We start from the raw sequence: 25,456 nt of genomic DNA on the forward strand, positions 1-25,456 counted from the left end.
AATGCCATCTGCTGAATGGATGGCATTTTTGGAAAAAAATTTTAGAACTTTAGCCGGATGGATGCTTTAAGCCGGACCATACTGCTGTTTTAAGTATTTTACAATCTCAGCTGATTCAAACATCTTGGTACCTGTATTTGGATCGACCAGATAAGGAACCTGAATATTATTTCCCATCATTTCAAATAAATGTTCACGCTTACCGCCTGCTAAAGGTTCATAATTTCCCGGTTTTAAACGCAATTTAGCTGGTCCATAATCTTGCCAGCGCTCTTTGGCGACATTATGAAAAATAAACGGAACTTCCAGCTCACTCAAAACAGCGCGTACAATTCGGGTATAAGGACTGGCTTCAAAGCCCCATAATTCTAATAACTGTTCAGGCGTTGGCCGATCTTTAATCTTGGGATTCACCATTCCGCCCCGTAAACCGTTAAGCAAAGTACCGGCAATTGCAGCCACGGGAATTTTTGGATAGTGAGAATATTTTTTTGGGGTTTTGCCTGTTTTACCATAGTGCTTGAACAGATGATGAATAATGTCCTGGGACTCATAGAGCCGATCACCGGTATTTTCATCGACTAAAAAAGGAAACTGGAGTTTTCCGCCTAATTGCTGTACTTCAGGACGAAAATGAGTACCACCACGTGGACATGGATAGACCTCATAATCCAGATTCAGCAAGGTCATGACTTCACGCACCCGGCGACAAAATGGCGAACCCTCATATTCATAGAGCTTCAAGGCTTTTTCAGGCTGATTTGGAAACGGCGTACCGACCATACCGCGTCCACCTTCGGCCACTGCCGAGACTAAAGCCTGTGCAACTTTGATTTGATGACCCAACATAATATTTTCCTGTTTTTGTTTTATTCAACTGAAAGACAGAATGTAAGCATCCTGTCTTTCGCGGTATAGATCAGTTTTGTTATTCTTTAATGTGGTGCCCGGCCGATTAAGCAATCAAGGCTGTTTTAGAGACCACAATGCCATTATTGTCTGCATAGACATAATCGCCAGAGTTAAATGTGACCCCACCAAAACATAGGCGAACATCGACTTCACCCACGCCCTTACGATTACTTTTTTGCGGAATGGCAGCCAGAGCATATACACCCAGGTCTAATTCAGCAATCGCATCTACATCACGCACACAACCATAAATAATCACCCCATTCCAGTGATTCTTAACCGCAGATGCTGCAATCAGGTCACCCATCAGCGCACAGCGCATCGATGCACCACCATCAACCACCAGCACCTTCCCCGTTCCATCAGTTGCCAGTAACTCTTTGACCCGCGAGTTATCTTCAAAACATTTTACCGTCACGATCTGACCTGCAAAGCTTTTACGGGCGCCATAGCTTTTAAAAAATTTCCCGTCCAGGCAAGGTGTCACCACTTGAAGCTCTAATTCCGGATGATCATCCAATAAGTCACAGGTGACAAATGCTGCTGTAGACACGGTGTTTCCCCTCATTTCATTTTTTGTATGCGTAAATTATCATAAATTTCAAATTTTACCGTCTGCGCCAGCGCGGCCTCGACCATAGTATGAGCCACCTGCTCGGCTGTCACTGGCTTATAAGCAAAACGATCCGGAATAAAACGCGAGATCTTATGATAGACCTGTTGTGCGGCATCCTCCAAGAAACGCTGTTCGGGACGTTCGCCAATTAATAACGAAGGCCGAATCAGGCTGATTTTATCCAGCATCAAGGTCTGTATGTATTCTTCTAACTGACCTTTAACCTGATTATAATAAAAATGCGACTGGGAATTGGCGCCCATCGCACTTAACAGCAAGTAATGCGCTGAAGTCTGTTGCAGCAATTCAGCAAAATGGGCGTTAATCGTGTAATCAATATTATAAAAGGCCTGCTTGGATCCGGCTTGTTTCATGGTACTGCCCAAACAGCTAAAACCGTGACTGTGCTCGCTGACATCCTGATCATTGAGCATCAGGAAATCTTCAAGTACCAATTGCTGAACTTTATCCAGAGCCTCCAGGTCATTTTGATATTTTCTGACCACTGCGGTAATCTGCTCGCAGGTTGGCTCGTCTTGCAGACGTTTTAAGAGTTGTTTTCCCACCAAACCGGTAGCACCTATCACGATGGGATGAGTCAGTGATTTAGTCATTTTTTATACGATCTCCTAGCTAGAATACTAATCTAACGTTTTCTTTGGAATTTTTCTGCATCTAAAATGTTGTCAAAGCATGTCAAGACTTGACTTCGGTGCTCAGTTTAATCAAAATATGGCACTTGTTTACGGGCTGGTGATAATTCCTCTGATGATGGTTTTCAGTTGAGTTTCAGCCCGCCCAGACCAATCTATTTCAAGGAGTGCACGAGTGGCAAACTCTGCTCAAGCTAAAAAACGTGCTCGTCAAAACGTTAAAGCACGCAAACACAACGCAAGCTTGCGTTCTATGGTTCGTACCTATCTTAAACGTACATTAGCTGCTATCAGCACTAATGACTATGCTGTTGCTACTGAAGCGTACAAAACGCTTGTTCCAGTAATCGATCGCATGGCTGACAAAGGCATCATCCATAAAAACAAAGCAGCTCGTCACAAGAGCCGCTTGAACGCACAAGTTAAAGCACTAGCTAACTAATTTGTTGCAATGAAAGAAGCCCTTTTTAGGGCTTTTTTTGTGCCTGAAGTTTAAATTATTTGTTAAAGAATTAACATTGTCGTTGTCTTTACTATTTTTCAGAATATTAAAGTAAAATTTAAGAAAATTAATATAAGTATTTTAAATATCAAAAGACCAATATCTTGTTGATTCATGCTTAGGGGGAAAATTTGAAGAATATTAAGCCAATTGCTTTTAGCTTTATTGTTAGCCTATCTATTTCATTTATTTTTCTAATGGCTACCTTTGGGATATTGGCATATAGTGGTCCGAACTCATTGAGCAGCGCTCTAAGTACTACGGGTAGTTATTTTGGAGGAGTGGCAACATTGGGCGCAGCTATTATAGCGGCTCATCTATTTAATGATTGGACAAAAAATGCGGCATATAACAGGAATGAGAAAATAATAAATGACTTTTGGGATAACTACATAGATGCAAAGACTGATCTAGTAGCCTTGAAAGACCTTTTAGCTCGACCTAACTCACCCATTAACGATATTCTCGATGCAATGTGTGCCACAATGGCAAAGCTGTATTTTTACCAGCAGAAATTAGAGGTAATGTTAGTTATTTCTCCTGATGATAAAATATTTAGTGAATTGGAAGATATTGTTAAAAAGTATATGCAGATATTAGATATTCATACTTTTAATCAAAACTATTTTTTTAAACGTGATCAAGAGCTCATTGAGAATTTAAATGCTTTACAACCAAAACTATTAAAATATTTAAAGGATCTAAATGAGTATTCACTCAAATAGTATTTTCAACTTATTTTTGATAAAGAATAGATATTAAACAAGGTGAATCCTCAGCGCTTAAAAGCCAAAATTTAGAAAAACATATCTATATGTAAAAAAGCCCAATGGCATCTGCGATTGGGCTTTCCGTAGGATGAAGGATGTATTGAATTAGAATTGCTGGGAGCGCTTAAAATCAGCAATATCCAGTTCATGCAGCTGACCACGCCAGATCCATTTCAGTTTTGATTCCAGAAAAACATCGCCCTCGAACCAGACAAACAGGCCTTCCATCATTTTAGGCCAGTCTTCCCGGCTGATATCCTGACGCCCGGACATTACGGCAATCATTGCCGCCAGAATCGTGTCATGACTGACTGCCAGACTCAGTCCATATTTATTTTGTGGATGAGTGTTGTAAATCAGTTCCAGCACATCGACTACGCCATGAATCGGCTGTTTCATCCCCGGTAAAGCATTATTGACAAAACTATTCACAAAACCGAGAGCCCCCTGCTTGGCAAAATAAGGCCCGGCTTTTTGGATATCCAGTACAAAGCTGCCCGGCTCGACCAGCAAGCCCTGTTCGATAATTTCAATGCGATGGGTATTTTGTTCAGGAGTGACCGCATCTGCACCCTCAATCATCAGAGCGGCAGTATCAATACAGCGCTGGATCGGACTCGAAATACAGTGATGAATCACACGATCTGTCTGATCAGCCAGATAAGCGCCCCACTCCTGTGCCAGATCCCGCCCTTGACCGGTCAGTTGCAGGTCATAACCTGCCAGACCTTGACCCGGGACATCTTCACGAATCGAATGTCGTGTGAACAAGGTGACAGGCGTTTTTACATCAGGCAATAAATCAATTGCACTTAACATACTCGGTGGAAGCAGTTTCAGGGACACGTTACAGCCAACTGGATTGGTAATAGGTTAACCCCACTATACCATGCTCAGAATTTTGCTCAATGCTCGGCCTGCATGTCAGCCACCGCCTGTAATGCGATATTTTTCATATTATTATCTTTATAGGCAATAAATCCGCCATTGAGCAAGGTATCACGATGATTATAGATAAATGGACGGCCTTGCAGATCGACCAGACCACCCCCTATGCGTTCGAGCATACATTGGCCAGCACTGGTATCCCATTCAGAAGTAGGATGAAAACGCGGATAGATATCCACCTGATCTTCCAGCATCATACAAAACTTGTAGGCGCTGCCAGCTTTGAATTCTGTATATTCGGTAAATTTGGCCAGGCTGTGTAAATACTCGACATATTTGGGTTTCTGCTGGCTACTTTGACTCAGTCCAATAGCAATTTTTTTATCTATTGGCGCTGCTTTATAAGCAAACCACTCATTTTTTTCAATGTTGTATTTATAAGGCAGGCCTTGCTCTGCACAGAAATAGATCAGTTGCTGCTCCGGAACTGCCAGTATGGCAAAAGTCGTCAAACTTCCGCGCACCAAACTCAAATTAATGGTGAATTCAGGCCGTTGATGCAAGAACTCCTTTGTGCCATCGAGCGGATCTAATAACCAGAATTCTGGCCATGAGCGGCGCTCATGTTCTTGGCCCTCTTCTGACAATAAAGGCAGGTCGGAAATCTCTGCCAAGGCCTGAGTCAAAAAAGTATTGACCTTCAAGTCTGCTTGAGTCACTGGAGAATTATCATTTTTTTTGATGACATCAAAAGCGGCACCCGAGCAATAACGCTGATATTCTTCTCGCAAAATTTCGCAGGCTTGTGTCAAAATGGGCACAAACTGCAAAATCATCGGATCTTGTGGTGTTATTGTCGCTTTAAACATAGAAAACCTTATATGTCGAATTGCCCAGAAAAACCGACCATCATTTTCGATATGGACGGTACTTTACTTGATCTTGCCTACGATGATTTCATCTGGAATGAGTTATTGCCTGTGCGCTATGCCCAGACACATGGCTGTAGCCTGGAACACAGTCAGTCAACGCTATCTGCATTCTATCAGGAACATAATCATACCTTAAACTGGTATTCCTCACGCTTCTGGACGGCTAAAGTCGAAGTCGATGTTCTGGCGATGCAAATCGAACATAAAGATAAAGTCGCCTTACGCCCTCATTGTCTCGAATTACTGGATTATCTTAAAACGAATGGCTACCCGATCTGGCTGGCCACCAATGCCGATTGTGCCGGCCTGGCTTTTAAACTGGAACACTTAAATTTAAAAAATTATTTTGATGTAATTGTCAGCTCGGAAAGCATTGGGCATGCCAAAGAATGTGTTGAATTCTGGCAAGGTCTGAACGCCACGCATCCCTTTGACCCGCAACATGCTTATTTTATTGATGATACCGAAAAAGTCCTGAATGGTGCCAAAGCTTACGGTATTCAGAACCTGTTCAGTATTCAGCAGCCCTCTTCAGCCAAAGTCGCACGTCAGACTTGCAATTACCCGATGCTGCACCAATTAACAGATTTAATCACTCATTTAAATCAGGCTGAGGTAGAAAAAAAATATGCGTAAATCGTCTTTACCCGAAGATGCGGTAGGCATGCGTATAGACAAATGGCTCTGGGCCGCACGGTTTTTCAAGACCCGTTCCATTGCCAAACATGCAATTGAAGGTGGTAAAGTCCACCACAATGGTGAACGTGTCAAAGTATCACGCGAAGTCCGTGTCGGTATGGAACTGACGATTCAGCAAGGCATCGACAAGAAAACCGTACTGGTCAAGGAACTTTCCGATGTTCGCGGACCTGCACCCGTGGCACAAAAACTGTATGAAGAAACCGAAGTCAGTATTGCACGTCGGGAATTGATTACGTCACAAAGAAAGTTGCATAATCTAGCTCGTCCCGATCATCGTCCAAGCAAGAAAGATCGTCGGGATATCAGTAAATTTAAAAATGAAAATAGTCAGAGTTTTGATCAGTCATGGTCGTATAATGACGATTAAATTCAAGCGTCAGAATGTGTCGTACATGCGCTGACATTTATAGAACACTAGGGAAAATTCTGTCACTATACACCTGTGGAACGAAGCTCTAATTTAAGACATCCACTTGAGTATGAATTCAGTGACATCGTATTGAGGTTGTAAGATGGATGAGAATAAAAACAAGGCGCTCAATGCTGCCTTAAGCCAGATTGAAAAACAGTTTGGTAAAAACACAGTAATGCGTCTTGGTGACAATACCGTTCAGGCAGTTGAAGCAGTATCTACAGGTTCTTTAACCCTGGATATCGCACTCGGTATTGGTGGTCTGCCTAAGGGTCGTATCGTCGAGATCTATGGCCCTGAATCGTCAGGTAAAACTACGATGACCCTGCAAGCGATTGCAGAATGTCAAAAAGCCGGTGGTACGTGTGCATTTATCGATGCCGAGCACGCACTTGATCCGCAATATGCACGTAAACTTGGTGTAGATATCGATAACCTGCTGGTATCGCAGCCCGACCACGGTGAACAGGCGCTTGAAATTGCCGACATGCTGGTGCGTTCTGGTGCAATCGATATGATCGTTGTCGATTCCGTGGCTGCCTTGACACCACGTGCCGAAATTGAAGGTGAAATGGGCGACTCGCATATGGGTCTGCAAGCCCGTTTGATGAGCCAGGCACTGCGTAAAATTACCGGTAATGCCAAGCGTTCAAACTGTATGGTAATCTTCATTAACCAGATTCGTATGAAGATTGGTGTAATGTTCGGTAGCCCGGAAACCACGACTGGTGGTAACGCACTGAAGTTCTACGCGTCTGTACGTCTAGACATCCGTCGTATCGGTCAGGTGAAGGAAGGTGACGAGATTGTTGGTTCCGAAACCAAGGTCAAAGTCGTAAAAAACAAGATGGCACCTCCATTCAGAGAAGCACTATTCCAGATTCTGTATGGTAAAGGCGTGAATCATCTTGGTGAATTGATCGACCTTGCTGTACAGCAAGAAATCGTGCAAAAAGCAGGTGCATGGTACTCTTATCAAGGTGATAAAATTGGCCAAGGTAAGAACAACACCATCCGTTATCTAGAAGAGCATAAAGAAATGGCGCAAACCATTGAAAAGCTGATTCGCGAGCAACTGCTGACCAAAGCCGTCATCACTGAAGAAGATGATAAAGAAGAAGTAGATCTTTTAGATGCCTAATCTATTGTCTGCCTAGTCTTTAAACATCGATACACAGCGCCCTACGGGGCGTTTTGTTATTATAGGTAGATCATACAATGCGAGAGAAAGATGTCAGAGGCAAAATTCAGCAAACTGCTCGATTATGAAACCTTAAAACAGCAATTTGGCGATGCTGATAATCCATCGACCCAGCAAAATACCCCGAAACCACAAACAGCTTTCGATCCAGAAGAGCGCCTGTTTGACACCTCCGCAGAGGAAAAGAAAAAACCCGGCCTAACTGGCTCGCGTTTACGTTCTTATGCCTTTGCCGTGCTGACCCGTAAGGAATATGCCAAAGCTGAACTGATCGAGAAACTGTGCCTGTATGCAGAGGATCGTGATGAAGTGCTGGAACTGGTCGATGAACTATCACGTGAGAACTATCAAAGTGATCAGCGTGTGGCTGAAACCATGCTGTCGAGTCAAAAGCGTAAAGGCAAAGGCCCGAATCAAATTAAAATGAAGCTGAAAAACAAGAAAATTGATACGGCTTTAATCGCAGAAGAACTGAAAGAAACCGACTGGGTGCAGCAAGCCTATGAGCTTAAAGTCAAAAAGTATGGTACGGAAGTGAGTAAAGATCCAAAGCTCAAGGCCAAACAGATTCGCTTTCTGATGTATCGTGGTTTTGAAATGGATGCGATTATCAAGGCGATTAGCCGTAAAGCAGACGACTGATTCTCATGTTCAGATTTATTACATGTATAAATCATAAATAGCGCGGACAGACTGATCTTAAAACAAGCATGAATCATGACTTAATGAACAGGATGAGCAACTAGAGAATAGAATATCAAGAATGAGTTAAGCTAGAATTCAAATTAAAGGATAGGGATAAAACATTTTTTATTATTTAAAAATATGGTGGCAACCCTACCAGCAAAGCTCCGGCACATCATAGTTCTATTACCGTTGCTACCTTCCGGTCCTGGCGGGGTTCATAGAGTACAATTGCGAAGTAACCGGCAGGGCTACCATTACAAAAACAGAGTATAGAGATTTTTAATCAAGTTGCAAGCTTTGTTCCTTAAAATAATCCGCCAAGCTATCCGTTTGATTATTTTAAAAACAATATTGATATTTCTGCTGATTTTTAAGTGATCTTCATAATCAATCCATCAATACCCAGATTCGCATGATCTTTGTAAAACCTTGTTGCAATTTCTAAAAATGCCGTTTTTAATGTGTGCAATGTAGATGAATGATCTTCTTTAAAAGATGAGCAGCGGATACGTATCTCACAAAGAATTATGGAAATTTTATGATGTTTAAAAAGACCGTATTGTGTGCAGTGACAGCACTCTTTACCACCCCGCTATTTGCCAATATCCCTATTGAATCGCGTGGCTTGAGCCAAGCAGCCAATCAAGCTTCAGTGAATACCCAACCGGCGATTTCTGCCGGTACATCCGCACCTGTGCAAACCAATACCAGCTGGCAGATTATGCAAAAGAACCAGCAACTGGAAAATGATCTACGGATTTTGCGCGGAAAAATGGAAGAACAGGAAAATGAGATTGAACGGCTAAAGAGTGAATTGACCAATCGTTATGCCGATCTTGATCAACGTCTGGAACTGTTGCAGCAAAAAATTGAACCGACTGAAGACAGTCCAACGGAGGACAACCCGCAGGATACTTCTCCCAGCTTAACTTCAAATGAGATCAATACAGCGAACAATGGCCAACAACCGACCGAGCTGGAAAAAGCTGCCTATACTGTGGCCTTAGATGCCTATAAAAATGGTGGTGCCGCCAAAGCAATTGCCCCAATGCAAAACTTTATTAAGAACAATCCGAATAGTGTGTATATCAGCAATGCCTACTTCTGGTTAGCAGAATTCAATCTGGCAATCGATCCGCCGAATTTTGAAGAAGCAAAACGTAATTACACCATAGTGGCAGACCGCTATCCGAACTCGACCCGTGCTGCGCGTGCACTATACCAACTGCATAACATCAGCAAAGACGTCGAGCAAAAACCGGCAATTGCCACACAGTATAAAAACAAATTACTGAGCAATTATCCACAATCGGAAGAGGCCAAATTTTTTAAGTAATGATCCTCTAGATCACAATCAATTCAGCAATAAAAAAGACACCGCGAAGGTGTCTTTTTTTTGCTTAAAATATTTTTAGCGCACAATGCCACGCTTGGATTGTTCAAGAGAATCAATCAAACGCTGTGCTTCGGCAACTTCCGGCAGAATATCCTGACGGATCTGCTCGATCGCTTCCTGAGTGGTTAAGCCTGATTTATAAATCAGCTTAAAGGCATTACGTAAACCGTCAATTACGACCTTAGACCAGCCCTTACGACGCATCCCTTCGACATTCATGGCAAATGCATGTGCCGGATTGCCAGACACCATGACATAAGCTGGAACATCTTTAAGAATCAGCGATGCACCACCGACCATACTAAAGGAATCGATTTTACAGAACTGGTGAATCCCGGAGTTTCCACCAATAACCACATAATCCCCGACATGAACATGTCCAGCCACACCGACATTATTGGCAAAGATATTATGATCACCGACCATGCAATCATGTGCAATATGCGTATTCACCATCAGCAGGTTATGACTGCCAATCTTGGTTAAACCATGGTCCTGAACGGTACCACGATGCAAACTACAATGCTCACGGATCTTGTTGTGATCACCAATCTCAAGCCAGGTTTCTTCACCCGCGTATTTAAGATCCTGACAAACCTCGCCTACACTGGCGAACTGGAAAATTTCATTATATTCACCTATACGCGTATAGCCACCCACCACTACATGTGAATGAAGTTTGCTACCCGCACCAATAGTGACATTTGGCCCAATAATACAATATGGGCCAATTTCTACATCAGCAGCAAGGACTGCTGATGCGTCAATAATGGCAGTTGGATGAATAAGGGGATTATTGCTCATGCCTGCTCGACTTTTTGATGCGAAACCATAATTTCCGCGGTTGTTGCGACGACGCCATCTACTGTGGCAATACAATTATATTTGTAAATGCCGCGCTTTTGCATCACTAATTCAGCTTTTAACACCAATTGATCGCCCGCAACCACCTGTTTTTTAAATCTAACCTTCTCTGCACCGGCAAACAGGAACAATGAACCCGCACTTGGCGTTTCATTATTCATCACAAAACCCAGAATTCCCGAGATTTGTGCCAGCGCTTCGACAATCAGCACACCCGGCATAATTGGATAATTCGGAAAATGGCCTTGTAAAAACTCTTCATTAATTGAGACGTTTTTATAACCAACAATACCATTTTCGGTAATCTCGACCACGCGATCAACCAATAAAAATGGATAACGATGGGGCAAATATTCACGAATCTTTTGAATATTCATTGGCAATTCAGGTTTCGTGGATGTAGGCAAATTCGACTCTGTCATCATAATTATTTACGCAACTTAAATGTTGATTCAATGGACTCAATTTGAGATTGCATATGATCTAGTCGTTTGATCACTTGGGTCAATGGCACATCTGCTAATTGTCTGAGGCGAACCACAGTACGTTTCCATTTCTGATTTTCAAACAAACCGATACCCGATGAATATTTTCCAGCTTCAGAAATATTATTTGTGACCATTGACATTCCGGTCAAAGTCACATTATCGGCAATATTTAAGTGTCCAGAAATTGCGGTACCACCACCAATGATACAGTTTTTGCCAATTGAAACACTTCCTGCAACCGCAGTTTTTGCAGCAATCGCGGTATGAGCACCAATTTTAACGTTATGCGCGATTTGCACAAGGTTATCAATAATCACACCTTGTTCCAAAATTGTATCGTCCAGTGCACCGCGGTCTACACTACAGTTGGATCCGATACGGACATCATCGGCAATACGTACAGAGCCTAGCTGGGCGATACGGTGCCATTTCCCTTGATAAGGCGCAAAACCAAACCCTTCACTGCCAATGACGGTATTGGCATGAATACGAACCCGATTGCCAATTTTTGTTGCACCGGTGAGAGTCACATGCGCATCGATAAAGCAATCCTGACCGATTTCGACATCATCATCGATCTGTACATGTGCTTGAACAATCGTATTGGCACCCACAACACAATGCTCGCCAATCACCACATAATGACCAATATAGGCATCATCGGCGATTATTGCTGAAGGATGGATTTGAGCGGTACTTTCGATGCCACGCTGACTCTGCTTTTTCTCAAACACATGCGTCAGGATCGCAAAAGCCAGATAAGGATTTGCAACCACAATAAAGTTCTGATGCGAATTCAATTGCTGTTTCAGTTCAGCCGTGACGATTAAAGCACCTGCCTGACTTTGCCGGGCCTGTGCTACATATTTGTCTGCGTTGACAAATGCCAAATCTCGCGATGTTGCATGCTCAAGACTGGCCAAAGCGCTCAAACGTAAATCTGTCTGACCCACACACTCGCCTTGAACCAGGCGAGCGAGGTCAGCTAACTGCAGCTGTTGATGATTCATTGATTATTTAATTACATTAACCTTTTGAATCATTTTATCAGTTAAATCATATTTAGCGTCATAAGCAAGTGCTGAATTTTTATTTAAAACCACATCCAGGTTATTTTCTTTACGCAATTGTTCCGCCATTTGCTTTACACGCGCATCAAATACAGTACGAATCTGCTGAATCGAAGTTTGAACATTGCTCTGCACAGATTGCTGCAACTGATTCAATTCCTGAAACTTGGCTTGATATTGTGCAGACATTTTCTGCTTGTCAGCATCGCTTAGCTTAGTATTAGATTGAGCGCGTTGCTGCAAAGCTTCCAGCTCTTTGCTGAGTTGTTCAATCTTGGTGGTCTGTGGCTGAATCTTTTGCTGAAATGCGGTGTTTTGCTGTTTCAGATAAGTACTGCCTTCGACTACACGTTCCAAGTCGATTACCCCAATACCGGCTGCTTGAGTCAAAGGTGCAACACTTGCCAAAGCCAGGCTCATGGCCATGATTATTTTTTTCATATTCTTACTCATTCAAAAAAATTTGCCCATAAAGCTTTTAGGCTTCATGAGCAAAATCTATATTCAAGATCAGATCATAATCTTAGAAAGTACGTCCGATTTCGAACTGGATATTTTTGGTCTCATCACCGTCTTTCTTATTCAACGGATAAGCATAGCTCAGAGATAATGGTCCAATCATGGTAATCCAGGTGAAACCGGCACCAACGCTATAACGCATATTGCCTGCATCGAAACCGAAGTTATCTTTACAGTATTGTTTTGCATCTACATCAGTATTTTGTGGATCAAGATATAAATTTCCACGCGGCACATCACAGTTGGTATCAAAAACTTGCGCACCTTCTGCAAAGATGACCGGACGAACCTGACGTGCCCAATCACCTTTAAATGGTACAGGCAGTACTAGCTCAGTACCAAACTGAACCAATGCATTACCACCCACTTCTTCTGGATCATTATCCCGGACACGTGATTCGCTATACGTTACCCCTGGGTATCTTGGCCCAAGTGTACTGTTTTCATAACCACGCACCGAACCAAAACCACCGGCATAAAAATTCTTATAGAATGGCAGGTCATTACCATAGCCCAACTTACCATAACCACGCAGAACAAAGTCTTTGCCTAACGGGAAAAATGCTTGAGCATCATAGGTGAGTTTTTGATATTCAACATCACTACCTGGCAACGCAATTTCAGCATTGACACGATGTGACATCCCCGTAGTCGGGAACATTGGACGGTTTAGGGTGTTATACGACCAGCCCAAGTTCAAGTTATAAGTTAAAAACTCTCCTTGGAACTCATCCGGAAAAGAGACCCAACTTTCATTATTTGGACCACAAGTTCCTTCTTGAGCATTCAATAATCCATCTGGACAGTATCTACCTGGACTTCCTGTTTCCTTACCACCATTCGCCAATAAATAATCACGAACATAAGTAGAAACATAAGGCCCAGTCGTTACTTCTGTCTGGTCAATATTCAGGCCTAGGCTAACACTCTGGTTTTCATCAATTGGATAACCAAAGTTAATCCCACCACCAAAACTGTCCGTCACGTAGTTGTTGACGTTATAGTCATCGTCTAGCTTGGTCTTGCGGTAATACATGTTATAACCGCGACGTACACCATCAATGGTGAAGTACGGGTCCATCACACTCAGGTTATAGTAATCTTGGGTTTCAGAACGTGACAGGTCGATCGATACGCTATTACCGGTTCCCAGGAAGTTGGTTTGACTTAAACCTGCCTGGAAGGTCACACCACCACTTTGCGAAAAACCGACAGCCAGAGTACTGGTACCCGAATGCTGCTCTTCAACGGCAACATTTAGATCCACCTGATCGGGTGCACCCGGAATACGTGCAGGTTTGATATCAACTGTTTTAAAGAAACCGGTACGTTCCAGACGGACTTTGGACAGATCAATCTTTTCATTACTGGCAAGCGCACCTTCCATCTGGCGCATTTCACGACGTAATACTTCATCGCCAGTTTTGGTATTACCGGTAAAATTAATACGTCGTACTGTAACTTGCTGACCTGGATTAATATAATAATTTAAATCCACCAGCTTGGTTTCATTATTAATTTGAGGAACAACATTCACTTCTGCATAGTAGTAACCGGCATTACCATACTTACGCTGCAATAGTTGCTTAACCGCGTTTACTTTTTCCTGAGAATAAGTTTCGCCCTGTTTAAATAACTGTAAGGCCTGCAACTCTTCAGTTTGATAAAGTGCATCACCTAAATATTTGGTTTGACCAAATTTAAACTGCTCGCCTTCATCTACAGAAACTTCAATAAAGACATTCTTTTTATCTTCACTCAGGTTCAGACTGGAATTGGTAATATTAAAGTTGATATAACCTTTGTTCAGATACATGGCACGTAAAGCTTCAAGACTTGCTGCCATTTTTTCACGTGCATAACGGTCATTACGTGAAATCACTGAATTCCAGCTACTTTCTTTAACAGCAAATGCCTGCTTGATATCTGATTCTTTAAAAACAGTATTACCAATAATATTGATATCAAAAACTTTAGCAGCTTTACCTTCAATAAAATCAATCAGCAGCTCAACCCGGTTATTCGGTCGTGCTGTCGTCGTCACCGTCACATCTGCATCATAGCGACCTTGCTGCATGTATTGCTGTTCCAGCTCGGTTTCAACTGTCTGCAAAGCAGATTTTTTCAGCACTTCACCTTCAGCCAGACCCATTTTCTTCAGACCGTCTTCAAGTGCTTCCTTTGGAATCAGCTTGTTGCCTTTCAGTTCGATTTTCGAAATGACCGGACGTTCCACCACCTGAAAAACCAGCGTATTGCCTTGCTGAACAGCTTTGATGTCATCAAATAATCCTGATGCATACAAGCTGCGAATGGCATTAGCAATGACCGGATCATTGACCCGATCACCACTGTTAATTGGCACGAGGCCATACACATTCTCAGGAGTTAAACGTACTAATCCATCAAATTTTATATCTTGTACAATGAATTCATCTGCCGCATATACTTGTTGTGCTACTGCCATTGCACTAACGAGTGCCAGAGGCATAAATAAATGTGTGTGCTGCATGCCAGTCTTTTCCGCTGTTAATTTATTCCATTTACGTTGTTATAAACGCATAAAATCATTAAATAATGCCAGAAGCATCATACTGCCGAGCAGTACCATACCAATTTTTAGTCCAACCAATTGTATTTGTTCGGAAACAGGTTTACCACGAATTAATTCAACAAAATAGTAAACCAGATGTCCACCATCAAGCATCGGAATCGGCAGTAGATTTAATATTCCTAAACTTACACTCATTAGCGCCATAAAGGAAATAAAAGTTTCCCAGCCCATTTCTGCGCTTTGTCCGGCCACTTTGGCAATGGTGATCGGGCCAGATAAATTATCCAGTCCAATCATGCCACGCACCATTTTAACGATTGAATTCAAAATCATCGAAGATAAGTGTGCAGTTTTATCAAAGGCCATCACCAGTGCTTCGGCTGGATTGTAGTGAATGGTCTGCTTATATTCTGCCGGAATGGTGATTTTACCCGGATCACTTTGCACCCCCAGCATACCCGTGACATTACCCATATTGTCACGCTTACCCTGCGGCATCACTTCAAGCTGAACCCGCTGATTGTCACGCAATACATCCATCTTCAATAATTTTTCTGGTGAGGCCTGTACGACTTGTACCACATCAAACCAGTCTTTCATCTGCACGCCATCGATGGCCAGAATCTTGTCACCCGCTTTCAAACCCTGACGGATGGCTGCCCCATCTTCACTCAGCTTGCTTACCACGGCTGGAATTTCTGGCCGATAAGGCAAGAAGCCCAAACTCTCGAGTGGCGACTGACTCTGATCTTTTAAATAGTCCTGTATTGGCAACTGGAACAGCTTGTTTTCCCCGGCACGTTCGGCCTGGATCGACACTATGCCAGTCTCACCCACACGATCCACCAAGGCATAACTGAGTTTTTCCCAGGTCTCTACCTGAGTGCCATCCACAGCAACAATTTTGTCGCCCGGCTGCATCTGTACTGTTGCAGCAGGTGTATTTGGCAAAACTTTACCCACACGGGTATTCAGCTGTTCCTGGGCAGGTAAAAAAAGCACCCAGAACAAGAGCACTGCAAGGATGAGGTTGATGAGTGGACCCGCTGCCACAATGGCAATCCGTTTCCAGGGATGCTGACGGTTAAATGCTTTGGGCAAGTCTTCTTCAGCAACATTGCCTTCACGCTCATCCAGCATTTTGACATAACCACCTAAGGGTAAGGCAGATAGCTGATATTGAATACCAGATTTTTTTGAAGTCCACTTTAACAGCGTTGGTCCAAAACCAATGGAATAGACCAGTACTTTTACGCCCAGTTTCCGCGCCACAATATAGTGACCAAACTCGTGAATCGCAATTAAGGGACCGAGTAACAGGATTGCGGCTGCAATAATAAACAAGGCGTTCATGTCTTAACTTCCTTTATTCACAACATACTGCTGTGATAAACCTCGTGCTGTTCGATCTGCATGCAAAATAGTCTCCAGATCATTTGCCGGCTGATTGTCCATCTGATTCAGGACCTGCTCAACCACCTGAGGGATTTGGGTAAATCTGATCTGCTGATTTAAAAATGCCGCTACTGCAATTTCATTGGCCGCATTTAAAATCGTCGGTGCAATTCCGCCATTCTGCATTGCCTGACGCGCCAACTTTAATGCAGGAAAACGGATCATATCCGGTTCCTGAAAATTCAGTTGTGAATGCATAAACAGATCTAAGGGCGGTACATGCGTACTGATTCGCTCAGGCCATGCCAATGCATGTGCAATAGGCGTGCCCATATCCGGATTACCCATTTGTGCCAAAGTCGAACCATCTACATATTGCACCATGGAGTGAATAATACTCTGTGGATGCACAACGACTGTAACAAATTGTTCTTGAACTGCAAATAAATGACAGGCTTCAATCAGTTCCAGGCCTTTATTCATTAAGGTTGCAGAATCGACTGAAATTTTCTGGCCCATTGACCAGTTGGGATGCTTGCAGGCCTGTGCCGGCGTCACATCTGCAAGTTGCTGCATGCTGTGATTGAGAAATGGGCCGCCTGAAGCCGTCAATAAAATCTGCGACACCCCCAGTTTCGGCTGGCCATGACGTTCTGCTTCAAAATAATGCTGCGGCAAACACTGAAAAATCGCATTGTGTTCAGAATCAACAGGAAGCAACAAGGCACCATGATCGCGCGCTGCCTGCATCATGATATCGCCTGACATCACCAGCGCCTCTTTATTGGCCAGCAAAACCCGCTTACCTGCTTTCACTGCTGCCAGCGTTGGCAACAAGCCTGCTGCACCCACAATAGCGGCCATGACAATATCGACATCTGCATGTTCAGCCACGGCAATTAAACCCGCTTCATCCTGCAGAATTTCAATGTCGGCTAAATCATGCTGCTGCAGTAGTTTCGAAAGCTCGTCTACTTTTGCAGCAGGTACGACTGCCACTTTGGGATGATATTGCTGGCAGATTTCGACCAGCTCAGCAAGACGACTTTGCGCGGTTACAGCAAAAACCGAGTACGCTTCAGGATGTCGCTGCAGGATTTTTAAAGTACTTTGACCAATAGAACCTGTAGCACCCAGTATACAAACCGCTTGTGACATTTATAAATCTACACCAATAAGTTTTAGAACAGCCATACCTGCAGCAAAAACAGGAGCTGCAGCCAGTAAAGAATCGATCCGATCCAGCACCCCACCATGTCCCGGCAAAATGCGACCCGAGTCCTTGATCCCGGCACGACGTTTGATCATCGATTCAAACAGATCGCCCAGTACTGAACTGAATACTGTCATCACCGATAAAAACAGGAACAGCACCAGCTCAGGCCAGGTCATATCCAGATACAGCGAGGTGACGGCAACCACAATTAACATTGAGGTAACGATACCGCCATACAGCCCTTCTACAGATTTATTCGGACTGACGTTGGGTGCCAGCTTTTTCTTGCCGAATTTACGGCCGACAAAATAGGCACCACTGTCTGCACCCCATACCAGTAAAAACAGGTACATCAACCACCAGGGTGAACTTAACCACACCGAGAAAATTGCGGTAACCGCAGCAGACACCAGTACCACACCAATGCCGTGCAGGCTTGCATTGTACCAGCCATCATACTCAGGATAGGACTTGACCCAGTAAATACTGAGTAACCAGGTAATAATAGAGGCCACCCATAACAGTAAAGCGACCTCGTCATAATACAATGCCAGTGCAGATAGCGCTGCTGTGAGCAGCCCGTATCCCCATGCAACAGGCTTGATCACGTTTTTACATTTTCTTGGCATGAGTTTAAACCACTCATAACCCGCAACCCCAGCAGCAAGAACCATCAATACAAACATTGGATAATGTGATTCGGTCGCAAACATACAACTCAGTACGACTGCAACCAGCACCAATGCGGTTATAATCCGCTCAAACATGTATTAATTCTCAAGTTTTTCCTGATGAATCTGTTCCGATGTTTTACCAAAACGACGCTCACGCCCGCCAAATACGGCAAATGCATCATCGAGTTCTTCAATGGTAAATTCTGGCCACAAGGTCTCGGTAAAATATAGTTCTGCATAAGCAGCCTGCCACAACAGAAAATTCGACAGGCGGAAATCTCCACCAGTACGAATCAGCAGGTCAACTGCAGGTAAATCACCAAGACTGACATATTGGCCAAACACATCAGTGTTAATTGCATCAAGATCTAATTTATTTGTTAAAACATCGCTGGCAATCTGCTTTGCAGCTTGTGCCATATCCCACATACCACCATAACTGATTGCAATGGTCAGTGTCATACTAGTGAAATTAGCAGTCCTTTGTTCAGCTTGCAACATCAGTGCCTGCAATTCGGTGGACAAACGGCTACGATCACCAATAAAACGCAAGGCAATATTGAATTTTTCCATGCGGGGAAGTTGCTCATGAATGGTGTCAACCAGGAGTTTCATAAGCAATTCAACTTCAAACTGCGGACGATTCCAGTTTTCACTAGAAAAGGCAAATACAGTTAAAGCCTGGATATTTCTTTTTTTACAGTGTTCCACGATCGGATCCAGAACCGTTTTTCCTTCACGGTGTCCATCACCTTTCTGCATCTGATTTTTTTTGGCAAAACGATTGTTGCCATCCATAATGATGGCAACATGTTTCGGAAGACAGGGAGTTTCTTCAGCAGCGGTCATCGATGAATTAGACCTTCATCAATTCAGCTTCTTTCGCAGCCAAGCGTTTGTCAACTTCAGCAACAAATTTATCGGTGATTTTCTGAATATCATCAGAAGCACGACGCTCTTCATCTTCAGAAATTTCTTTTTCTTTCAGCAAGGCCTTGATATCACCCAAGACATCACGGCGAATGTTACGGATCGCCACTTTGGCATTCTCTGCTTCATTACGCGCAACTTTTTGCATGTCACGACGTGTTTCTTCAGTCAAAGCAGCCATTGGTACGCGAATCGCATCTGCTGTAATTGGATTCAGACCCAAGTCAGACTCACGAATCGCTTTATCAATTGCAGAAACCATTGAACGTTCAAAAGGCTGAATCAATAAGGTGCGTGAATCTTCTACACCCACGTTCGCCACCTGGTTCAATGGAACGTCTGAACCATAGTAAGAAACCATCACGTTATTTAAGATTGATGGATGCGCACGACCGGTACGAACCTTGGCAAAACCATGCTCTAGAGACTCTAGAGTTTTGTTCATACGGTCTTCGCTGTCTTTTTTAAGATCGTTAATCATATGATCTTCCTTACTTAATTCTTGAAAAGAGGTTATTACTAAATTAGCGTGTAGTATAAAGTGCTTTGGTGCTCACGTCATTAATTGGTAACGTGAGTCCCTTCTTTTTCACCCATCACAACGGAAAGCAATGCGCCAGATTTATTCATGTCGAATACTTGTAGCGGCACATTGTGGTCACGGCATAAACAGATTGCTGTTAAGTCCATCACACCCAGCTTTTCATCAAGCACCTGATCAAAAGTCAAGGTGTCATATTTAACCGCATCGTCATATTTGCTTGGATCTTTGTTATATACGCCATCAACTTTGGTCGCTTTCAAGATCAGGTCCGATTCGATTTCGATACCACGTAAACAGGCAGCAGTATCTGTGGTAAAGAACGGATTACCCGTACCGGCAACGAATACGCAGACTTCACCCTGAGTCAGGTGACGGATCGCATCACGGCTTGAATAAGACTCAACCACAGCACCAATTGGCAAGGCAGACATTAAACGGGTTTTGATATTACGGCGTACCAATGCATCGCGTAATGCCAGACCGTTCATAACTGTAGCCAGCATACCCATCTGGTCGCCAGTTACACGGCCAACCAGACCATCTTTTTGTAGCTGGCTACCGCGGTACAGGTTACCACCACCGACAACAATACCTACTTGTACGCCTAAACCTACCAGGTGCGCAATAGAAAGTGACATCTGGTCGAGCACTTGTGCATCGATCCCCATATCCTTATTGCCTGCCAGTGCTTCACCAGAAAGCTTTAACAGGATGCGGCCAAAGCGTGGCTTTTTAGAATCCAACATCATCAAACTCCAAAGTATTCAATTTAAATTCTTTAATTCAAAATCTTAAGCAGATTTGATTGAAACGAGTTTTGCATACAGATCGTATTCGTCTGCATCGGTAATCTCGACTTCAAGCAAATCCCCTGCCTTAATGACGCTTTTATCAATATCTTCAACAAAAACATTGCCATCAATTTCAGGTGCATCTGCATAAGAACGCGCAACCGCCACCGGGAATTCTTCTTCCAGGTCATCAACCAGTACCGTCATGGTCTGACCGATACGTTTTTGGAGTTTGGCTGCCGAGATTTCTTGCTGAACCTGCATGAAACGCTCATAACGCTCTTGTTTAATTTCTTCAGGAACGTGATCTGGCAAGTCATTTGCTGTCGCACCTTCAACCGGTGAATAGGTAAAGCAACCGACGCGATCCAATTGAGCCTGTTTCAGCCAATCGAGTAGCATCTGAAAGTCTTCTTCGGTTTCACCCGGGAAGCCCACCACAAATGTTGAACGTAGCACCAGATCAGGACATTTCTCACGCCAGATTTTCAAACGCTCCAGTGTATTTTCACTGTGCGCAGGACGTTTCATCAGCTTGAGGATTCTTGGACTCGCGTGCTGGAATGGAATATCCAGATAAGGCAGGATTTTGCCTTGAGCCATCAGGTCGATGACTGCATCGACATGCGGATATGGATAAACATAATGCAAACGCACCCAGATTCCCAATTGACCAAGTGCTTCACACATGTCATAGAATTTGGTTTTTACCGGCTGGCCGTTCCAGAAATCCAGCTTGTATTTGGTGTCCAGGCCATAAGCAGAAGTATCCTGGGAGATCACGAGTACTTCTTTGACACCGGCACGTTTCAGCGCTGCAGCTTCTTCAAGCACAGAACCGACTGGACGTGAAACCAGATCACCACGCATGCTTGGGATAATACAGAAGGTACAACGGTGGTTGCAGCCTTCCGATATTTTCAGATAAGCATAGTGTTTTGGTGTCAGGCGGATACCCTGCTCTGGAACCAGATCAATAAATGGATTGTGTTTTGGCGGTTCAGGCACGTATTGATGAACCGCATCCATAACGTCTTTATATGCCGCTGCACCTGTCACTTTCAGGACATTCGGATGCATCTGGCGGATCTTGTCTTCGTCTTTACCTAGACAGCCTGTTACGATGACGCGACCATTCGCACTCATCGCCTCACCAATCGCGTCTAGCGATTCTTGCACTGCAGATTCAATGAATCCACAGGTATTTACTACTACTAAATCAGCACCGTCATAATCCGAAGCGACGTCATAACCCTCAGTCTTTAACTGGGTTAAAATACGTTCAGAATCTACCAATGCCTTAGGACAACCTAAAGATACAAAACCGACTTTGGGGGACTTCATGAATTTTCGCTCTACTAGAATGCGCGTATTGTATGTCTTTTCGCTTCATAAAAATAGTTGAAAACCTGACTCTTTGCATTGCGCACCAAAATAATGCCATAAAATATTCAACATATTTGTACACGCACCAAAATAGAACATTTTTGGTTTACAGCTGCTATTTAATCCGCTATACCTGAAATGAATTGTGTCACTCTGCCACATCTTGCGCATTTCATTGCAATAAATAAAGTGCAGTAATCAAAGTTGGCGTGCATCTTGCATCAAAGCAGAACTTAAAATTGATTAAATTGCTTTATGAAGATGCCATTGCGCCATTTTAATACAGGAAAAAACCCGCGAATGGATCAGTCAATTCCGATCGACTATCGTGTTTTAGTGGACAATATGACCACGTGTATCTTATTGGTAGACCGCGATCTTAATATTTATTATCTGAATTCTGCCTGCGAAGCCTTATTTGATGTGAGCTTATTTCGCGCCAGTGGCAGTCCGGCACTCGGCCTTCTGCAACATCCGAGCGATGAGTTTAATACTGAAGAAGCGCTGAACAATACCTTAACGACAGGCCAGCCCTATACCCGCCGTGAAGCCACGCTGATTGTCAATTTTAAGGATATTCATGTCGATTACACGGTTTCCCAACTGAATTTAGGCAAACCTTATCACCCACTATTGCTGATCGAACTCAATCCTCGCGACCGCATGCTCAAAATCTCGCGTGAAGAGAACCTGATCCAGCAGCATCAAGTGGCTCGCCAGCTGATTCGTGGCGTCGCTCATGAAATCAAAAATCCGCTCGGTGGAATTCGCGGAGCCACCCAGTTACTGGCCCGCAGCCTGAACGATCCGCAGTATAAGGAATTTACCGACATTATTATCAGTGAAGTCGATCGACTTCGAAATCTGGCCGACACCATGCTCGGTTCACGGCAACTGCCAAGCTATGAGCTGGTCAATGTACATGAACCACTAGAACGGGTGCGCTCACTCATTGTCAATCAAACCAAAAAGAAAATTAAAATTATCCGTGATTATGACCTGTCCTTGCCGGAAGTGCGGGCAGATCGTGACCAGCTGATTCAAGTCATCCTGAATGTGTGTGCCAATGCCGTACAGGCCATGACCGAAAATAAAGAGTTCTTTGTCGAACAGCAGCCGGAGCTGATTTTAAGAACCCGGATTCAGCGCCTCTTTACCATTAATGGTGTCATTCACCGCTCTGTGGTGCGTATTGATATTGAAGATAATGGCCCGGGAGTCCCGGAAGACATTATCGAATCTGTGTTTTATCCACTGGTTACCAGTCGCGCCAAAGGAACCGGGCTGGGACTGAGTATTGCTCAAAATATTATTCATCAGCACAACGGCATGATCGAATGCCAGTCTGTTGCTGGAAAAACCATCTTTAGCTTATATTTACCTTGGGAGTCGAATCATGTCGCGAAATAAGATATGGGTCATTGATGACGATCGTGCCATGCGTTGGGTACTAGAAAAAACCTTTAAAGAAGAAGGTCTCGACGTTACCAGTTTTGAAGAAGCACAATCTGCACTGGATCAACTCAATATAGATGCCCCCGATGTGATCCTGACCGATATCCGCATGCCGGGTATTGATGGTCTCACCTTCCTGGGCAAGGTTAAACACAGTTATCCCGACCTGCCTGTGATTATTATGACAGCGCATTCAGACCTGGAATCTGCCGTGTCCAGCTATCAGACTGGTGCGTTTGAATATCTGCCCAAGCCATTTGATATTGATGAAGCGCTGGCTTTGGTGAATCGTGCCATTTTGCATATTACCAAGCTCCAACAACAGGAATCTGCCAAAGCTGCACCCGCGATTCAATCAACCGAAATTATTGGTGAATCACCGGCGATGCAGGAAGTCTTTCGTGCCATTGGCCGTTTGGCTCAATCGCACATTACGGTATTGATTAATGGTGAATCTGGTACGGGCAAGGAATTGGTTGCGCATGCCCTACACCGTCATTCACCCCGCAGCAGCAAGCCTTTTATTGCGCTAAATATGGCAGCCATTCCCAAAGACCTGATCGAGACTGAACTCTTTGGTCATGAAAAAGGCGCTTTTACCGGTGCCAATACCCAGCGTCAGGGCCGTTTCGAACAGGCCAATGGCGGCACCCTGTTTCTGGATGAAATTGGTGATATGCCCTTTGAAACCCAGACCCGTTTACTGCGGGTTCTGGCCGATGGCGAGTTTTATCGTGTCGGCGGCCATATTCCGGTCAAAGTCGATGTGCGTATTGTGGCCGCAACCCATCAAGATCTGGAAAAACTGGTACATGATGGGCGCTTCCGTGAAGACTTGTATCACCGCCTGAATGTAATCCGGATTCATATTCCTAAACTGGCACATCGCAGTGAAGACATCCCGATGCTGGCCCAGCACTTCCTGGCACGTGCCGGCAAAGAATTGGGGGTAAATCCAAAAATCCTGCGTCCTGAAACCCAGGAATACATGCAAAAACTGCCTTGGCAAGGTAATGTGCGCCAGCTTGAAAATACCTGCCGCTGGCTGACCGTAATGATCACTGGGCGTGAAGTCTATCCTGAAGACTTGCCACCGGAGTTAAAACAGATTCCGATTGAGCAACAAGATCCGGGCGCGCCCACTCCAAACCTGAACCAGATTGCACCACATCACTGGGATGAATTACTCGGACAATGGGCGATGCAAAAGCTCAAAAATGGCGAAATGAAACTTCTGGATGCTGCCACTCCGATGTTCGAACGCACTCTGATCAATGCTGCATTACAACAGACCCGTGGCCGTAAACGTCATGCCGCAGAACTGCTGGGTTGGGGCCGCAACACCCTTACCCGTAAACTGAAAGAGCTCGGCATGGACACCACTGACGATGAAGTCGAAGAAGAAATTGAAAGCTGATGTTTGAACAATAAAAAAGCGCCTGAGGGCGCTTTTTTATTAACTCTGGTTTATTCAGTAAAACCCACATAACGAAAATATCCTTGCGCTCCCAGATCCGACTTATAGATTAGATAATTTGAATAAGTCGCTTGGGTGATTTCATCCAGCATATTCACCTGATCATCATTGGCATGCAGATCATCTACCGAACGCGGCATGCTGTGCTCGAATTCATCAGTCATATATTCAAAGCCAATATCCATGGCAATAAACAAAGTATGCTCACATGGCTGTACATATTGCTCTTCATTCCAGTCTATAACGTTTTGCTGGCAATGCGGGCAGGCAATATTATCGGTGGCCTGAATATCGAGTTGGATCAGTTGGTAAGGCATATCAAGATCAATCTGTTTGCTATACCCATATTTTAACAAATTTCTGCTATGGGCTTCGCTAAATAAAACATCAAGCAATAAAAAAGGAATCCTGAGATTCCTTTT

Annotated in this window: 27 protein-coding genes and 1 other RNA gene; 9 read left to right on the plus strand and 19 right to left on the minus strand. The window is 43.8% G+C overall.

Annotated elements, in window-relative coordinates; all coding sequences use genetic code 11:
- Nucleotides 1-66: 66 nt before the first annotated feature.
- The 3 genes from AC3IT7_RS08005 to AC3IT7_RS08015 form a co-directional block, all read right to left on the minus strand.
- Nucleotides 67-849 (minus strand): glutathione S-transferase N-terminal domain-containing protein, encoded by a 783-nt coding sequence (locus AC3IT7_RS08005; protein WP_489248074.1) that lies wholly within the window; start codon nt 847-849, stop codon nt 67-69.
- A 106-nt stretch (nt 850-955) separates the two neighbouring features.
- Entirely contained in the window at nt 956-1,465 is a 510-nt protein-coding gene (gene rraA / locus AC3IT7_RS08010) for a ribonuclease E activity regulator RraA (RefSeq protein ID WP_489248075.1), read from the minus strand.
- An 11-nt stretch (nt 1,466-1,476) separates the two neighbouring features.
- Nucleotides 1,477-2,142 (minus strand): NAD(P)H-binding protein, encoded by a 666-nt coding sequence (locus AC3IT7_RS08015; RefSeq protein WP_489248076.1) that lies wholly within the window; start codon nt 2,140-2,142, stop codon nt 1,477-1,479.
- Between the two features lie 214 nt (nt 2,143-2,356).
- Between AC3IT7_RS08015 and rpsT the strand changes: the two genes are divergently transcribed.
- A complete protein-coding gene (gene rpsT / locus AC3IT7_RS08020) occupies nt 2,357-2,623 on the plus strand; it encodes a 30S ribosomal protein S20 (protein WP_489248077.1) in 267 nt (88 codons plus the stop codon).
- A gap of 191 nt (nt 2,624-2,814) precedes the next feature.
- Nucleotides 2,815-3,408, plus strand: coding sequence for a hypothetical protein (locus tag AC3IT7_RS08025; protein ID WP_489248078.1), 594 nt, complete (start codon nt 2,815-2,817; stop codon nt 3,406-3,408).
- 150 nt (nt 3,409-3,558) lie between these two features.
- On the opposite strand, the gene AC3IT7_RS08030 is transcribed toward AC3IT7_RS08025, so the two are convergent.
- Nucleotides 3,559-4,299 carry a histidine phosphatase family protein gene (locus tag AC3IT7_RS08030; RefSeq protein WP_489248079.1) on the minus strand — a complete coding sequence of 247 codons (741 nt, stop codon included), beginning with the start codon at nt 4,297-4,299 and terminating at the stop codon, nt 3,559-3,561.
- 59 nt (nt 4,300-4,358) lie between these two features.
- Nucleotides 4,359-5,210, minus strand: coding sequence for a 3'(2'),5'-bisphosphate nucleotidase CysQ family protein (locus AC3IT7_RS08035; RefSeq protein ID WP_489248080.1), 852 nt, complete (start codon nt 5,208-5,210; stop codon nt 4,359-4,361).
- A 12-nt stretch (nt 5,211-5,222) separates the two neighbouring features.
- Here AC3IT7_RS08035 and AC3IT7_RS08040 point away from each other — a divergent pair, with 12 nt between their 5' ends.
- The 4 genes from AC3IT7_RS08040 to AC3IT7_RS08055 all read left to right on the plus strand — a co-directional run bounded on the left by AC3IT7_RS08040 (nt 5,223) and on the right by AC3IT7_RS08055 (nt 8,230).
- Nucleotides 5,223-5,909 carry an HAD-IA family hydrolase gene (locus AC3IT7_RS08040; RefSeq protein WP_489248081.1) on the plus strand — a complete coding sequence of 229 codons (687 nt, stop codon included), beginning with the start codon at nt 5,223-5,225 and terminating at the stop codon, nt 5,907-5,909.
- Complete coding sequence (locus tag AC3IT7_RS08045; protein WP_005096718.1) at nt 5,902-6,342, plus strand: RNA-binding S4 domain-containing protein; 441 nt, start codon at nt 5,902-5,904, stop codon at nt 6,340-6,342. Before AC3IT7_RS08040 ends, AC3IT7_RS08045 begins: the two co-directional genes overlap by 8 nt.
- Nucleotides 6,343-6,487: 145 nt before the next feature.
- Nucleotides 6,488-7,528, plus strand: coding sequence for a recombinase RecA (gene recA / locus AC3IT7_RS08050; protein ID WP_489248082.1), 1,041 nt, complete (start codon nt 6,488-6,490; stop codon nt 7,526-7,528).
- A 90-nt stretch (nt 7,529-7,618) separates the two neighbouring features.
- Entirely contained in the window at nt 7,619-8,230 is a 612-nt protein-coding gene (locus tag AC3IT7_RS08055) for a regulatory protein RecX (protein ID WP_489248083.1), read from the plus strand.
- A gap of 193 nt (nt 8,231-8,423) precedes the next feature.
- Here the strand turns inward: AC3IT7_RS08055 and ffs are convergent.
- Nucleotides 8,424-8,520: signal recognition particle sRNA small type (ffs, locus tag AC3IT7_RS08060), an RNA gene on the minus strand.
- A gap of 293 nt (nt 8,521-8,813) precedes the next feature.
- Between ffs and AC3IT7_RS08065 the strand changes: the two genes are divergently transcribed.
- Entirely contained in the window at nt 8,814-9,611 is a 798-nt protein-coding gene (locus tag AC3IT7_RS08065) for a tol-pal system YbgF family protein (RefSeq protein ID WP_489248084.1), read from the plus strand.
- A gap of 75 nt (nt 9,612-9,686) precedes the next feature.
- Here the strand turns inward: AC3IT7_RS08065 and lpxA are convergent, their stop codons facing one another.
- The 12 genes from lpxA to rimO all read right to left on the minus strand — a co-directional run bounded on the left by lpxA (nt 9,687) and on the right by rimO (nt 22,060).
- Nucleotides 9,687-10,475 (minus strand): acyl-ACP--UDP-N-acetylglucosamine O-acyltransferase, encoded by a 789-nt coding sequence (lpxA, locus tag AC3IT7_RS08070; RefSeq protein WP_489248085.1) that lies wholly within the window; start codon nt 10,473-10,475, stop codon nt 9,687-9,689.
- Nucleotides 10,472-10,957 (minus strand): 3-hydroxyacyl-ACP dehydratase FabZ, encoded by a 486-nt coding sequence (gene fabZ, locus AC3IT7_RS08075; protein ID WP_489248086.1) that lies wholly within the window; start codon nt 10,955-10,957, stop codon nt 10,472-10,474. The genes lpxA and fabZ overlap by 4 nt, the downstream gene beginning before the upstream one ends.
- A 5-nt stretch (nt 10,958-10,962) precedes the next feature.
- A complete protein-coding gene (lpxD, locus tag AC3IT7_RS08080) occupies nt 10,963-12,033 on the minus strand; it encodes a UDP-3-O-(3-hydroxymyristoyl)glucosamine N-acyltransferase (RefSeq protein WP_489248087.1) in 1,071 nt (356 codons plus the stop codon).
- A gap of 3 nt (nt 12,034-12,036) precedes the next feature.
- Nucleotides 12,037-12,534 (minus strand): OmpH/Skp family outer membrane protein, encoded by a 498-nt coding sequence (locus tag AC3IT7_RS08085; protein ID WP_489248088.1) that lies wholly within the window; start codon nt 12,532-12,534, stop codon nt 12,037-12,039.
- Between the two features lie 82 nt (nt 12,535-12,616).
- On the minus strand, nt 12,617-15,124 hold the full coding sequence (gene bamA / locus AC3IT7_RS08090; RefSeq protein ID WP_489248089.1) for an outer membrane protein assembly factor BamA: 2,508 nt from the start codon (nt 15,122-15,124) through the stop codon (nt 12,617-12,619).
- A gap of 39 nt (nt 15,125-15,163) precedes the next feature.
- Nucleotides 15,164-16,519, minus strand: coding sequence for an RIP metalloprotease RseP (rseP, locus tag AC3IT7_RS08095; RefSeq protein WP_475653515.1), 1,356 nt, complete (start codon nt 16,517-16,519; stop codon nt 15,164-15,166).
- A 3-nt stretch (nt 16,520-16,522) separates the two neighbouring features.
- On the minus strand, nt 16,523-17,719 hold the full coding sequence (ispC, locus tag AC3IT7_RS08100) for a 1-deoxy-D-xylulose-5-phosphate reductoisomerase (protein WP_489248090.1): 1,197 nt from the start codon (nt 17,717-17,719) through the stop codon (nt 16,523-16,525).
- The gene (locus AC3IT7_RS08105; RefSeq protein ID WP_489248091.1) at nt 17,720-18,544 is read right to left on the minus strand and encodes a phosphatidate cytidylyltransferase; all 825 of its coding nucleotides are present in this window, start codon (nt 18,542-18,544) and stop codon (nt 17,720-17,722) included.
- Between the two features lie 3 nt (nt 18,545-18,547).
- Nucleotides 18,548-19,300, minus strand: a complete 753-nt coding sequence (gene uppS / locus AC3IT7_RS08110; RefSeq protein ID WP_225552647.1) for a polyprenyl diphosphate synthase — start codon at nt 19,298-19,300, stop codon at nt 18,548-18,550.
- 7 nt (nt 19,301-19,307) lie between these two features.
- A complete protein-coding gene (frr, locus tag AC3IT7_RS08115) occupies nt 19,308-19,862 on the minus strand; it encodes a ribosome recycling factor (RefSeq protein WP_225552649.1) in 555 nt (184 codons plus the stop codon).
- Nucleotides 19,863-19,942: 80 nt separating this feature from the next.
- On the minus strand, nt 19,943-20,671 hold the full coding sequence (gene pyrH, locus AC3IT7_RS08120) for a UMP kinase (protein ID WP_004279886.1): 729 nt from the start codon (nt 20,669-20,671) through the stop codon (nt 19,943-19,945).
- Between the two features lie 45 nt (nt 20,672-20,716).
- The gene (gene rimO / locus AC3IT7_RS08125; protein ID WP_475653517.1) at nt 20,717-22,060 is read right to left on the minus strand and encodes a 30S ribosomal protein S12 methylthiotransferase RimO; all 1,344 of its coding nucleotides are present in this window, start codon (nt 22,058-22,060) and stop codon (nt 20,717-20,719) included.
- 342 nt (nt 22,061-22,402) lie between these two features.
- On the opposite strand from rimO, the gene glnL reads away from it, so the two are divergent.
- On the plus strand, nt 22,403-23,512 hold the full coding sequence (gene glnL, locus AC3IT7_RS08130) for a nitrogen regulation protein NR(II) (protein WP_489248092.1): 1,110 nt from the start codon (nt 22,403-22,405) through the stop codon (nt 23,510-23,512).
- Nucleotides 23,499-24,974: a nitrogen regulation protein NR(I) gene (gene glnG, locus AC3IT7_RS08135; protein ID WP_489248093.1), complete on the plus strand. Its 1,476-nt coding sequence runs from the start codon at nt 23,499-23,501 to the stop codon at nt 24,972-24,974. The genes glnL and glnG overlap by 14 nt, the downstream gene beginning before the upstream one ends.
- A 50-nt stretch (nt 24,975-25,024) precedes the next feature.
- Here glnG and AC3IT7_RS08140 read toward each other — a convergent pair whose 3' ends face one another.
- Nucleotides 25,025-25,351, minus strand: coding sequence for a hypothetical protein (locus AC3IT7_RS08140; protein ID WP_489248094.1), 327 nt, complete (start codon nt 25,349-25,351; stop codon nt 25,025-25,027).
- Nucleotides 25,352-25,456 lie beyond the last annotated feature (105 nt).

It is taken from the genome of Acinetobacter sp. KH_038 (assembly GCF_057839405.1).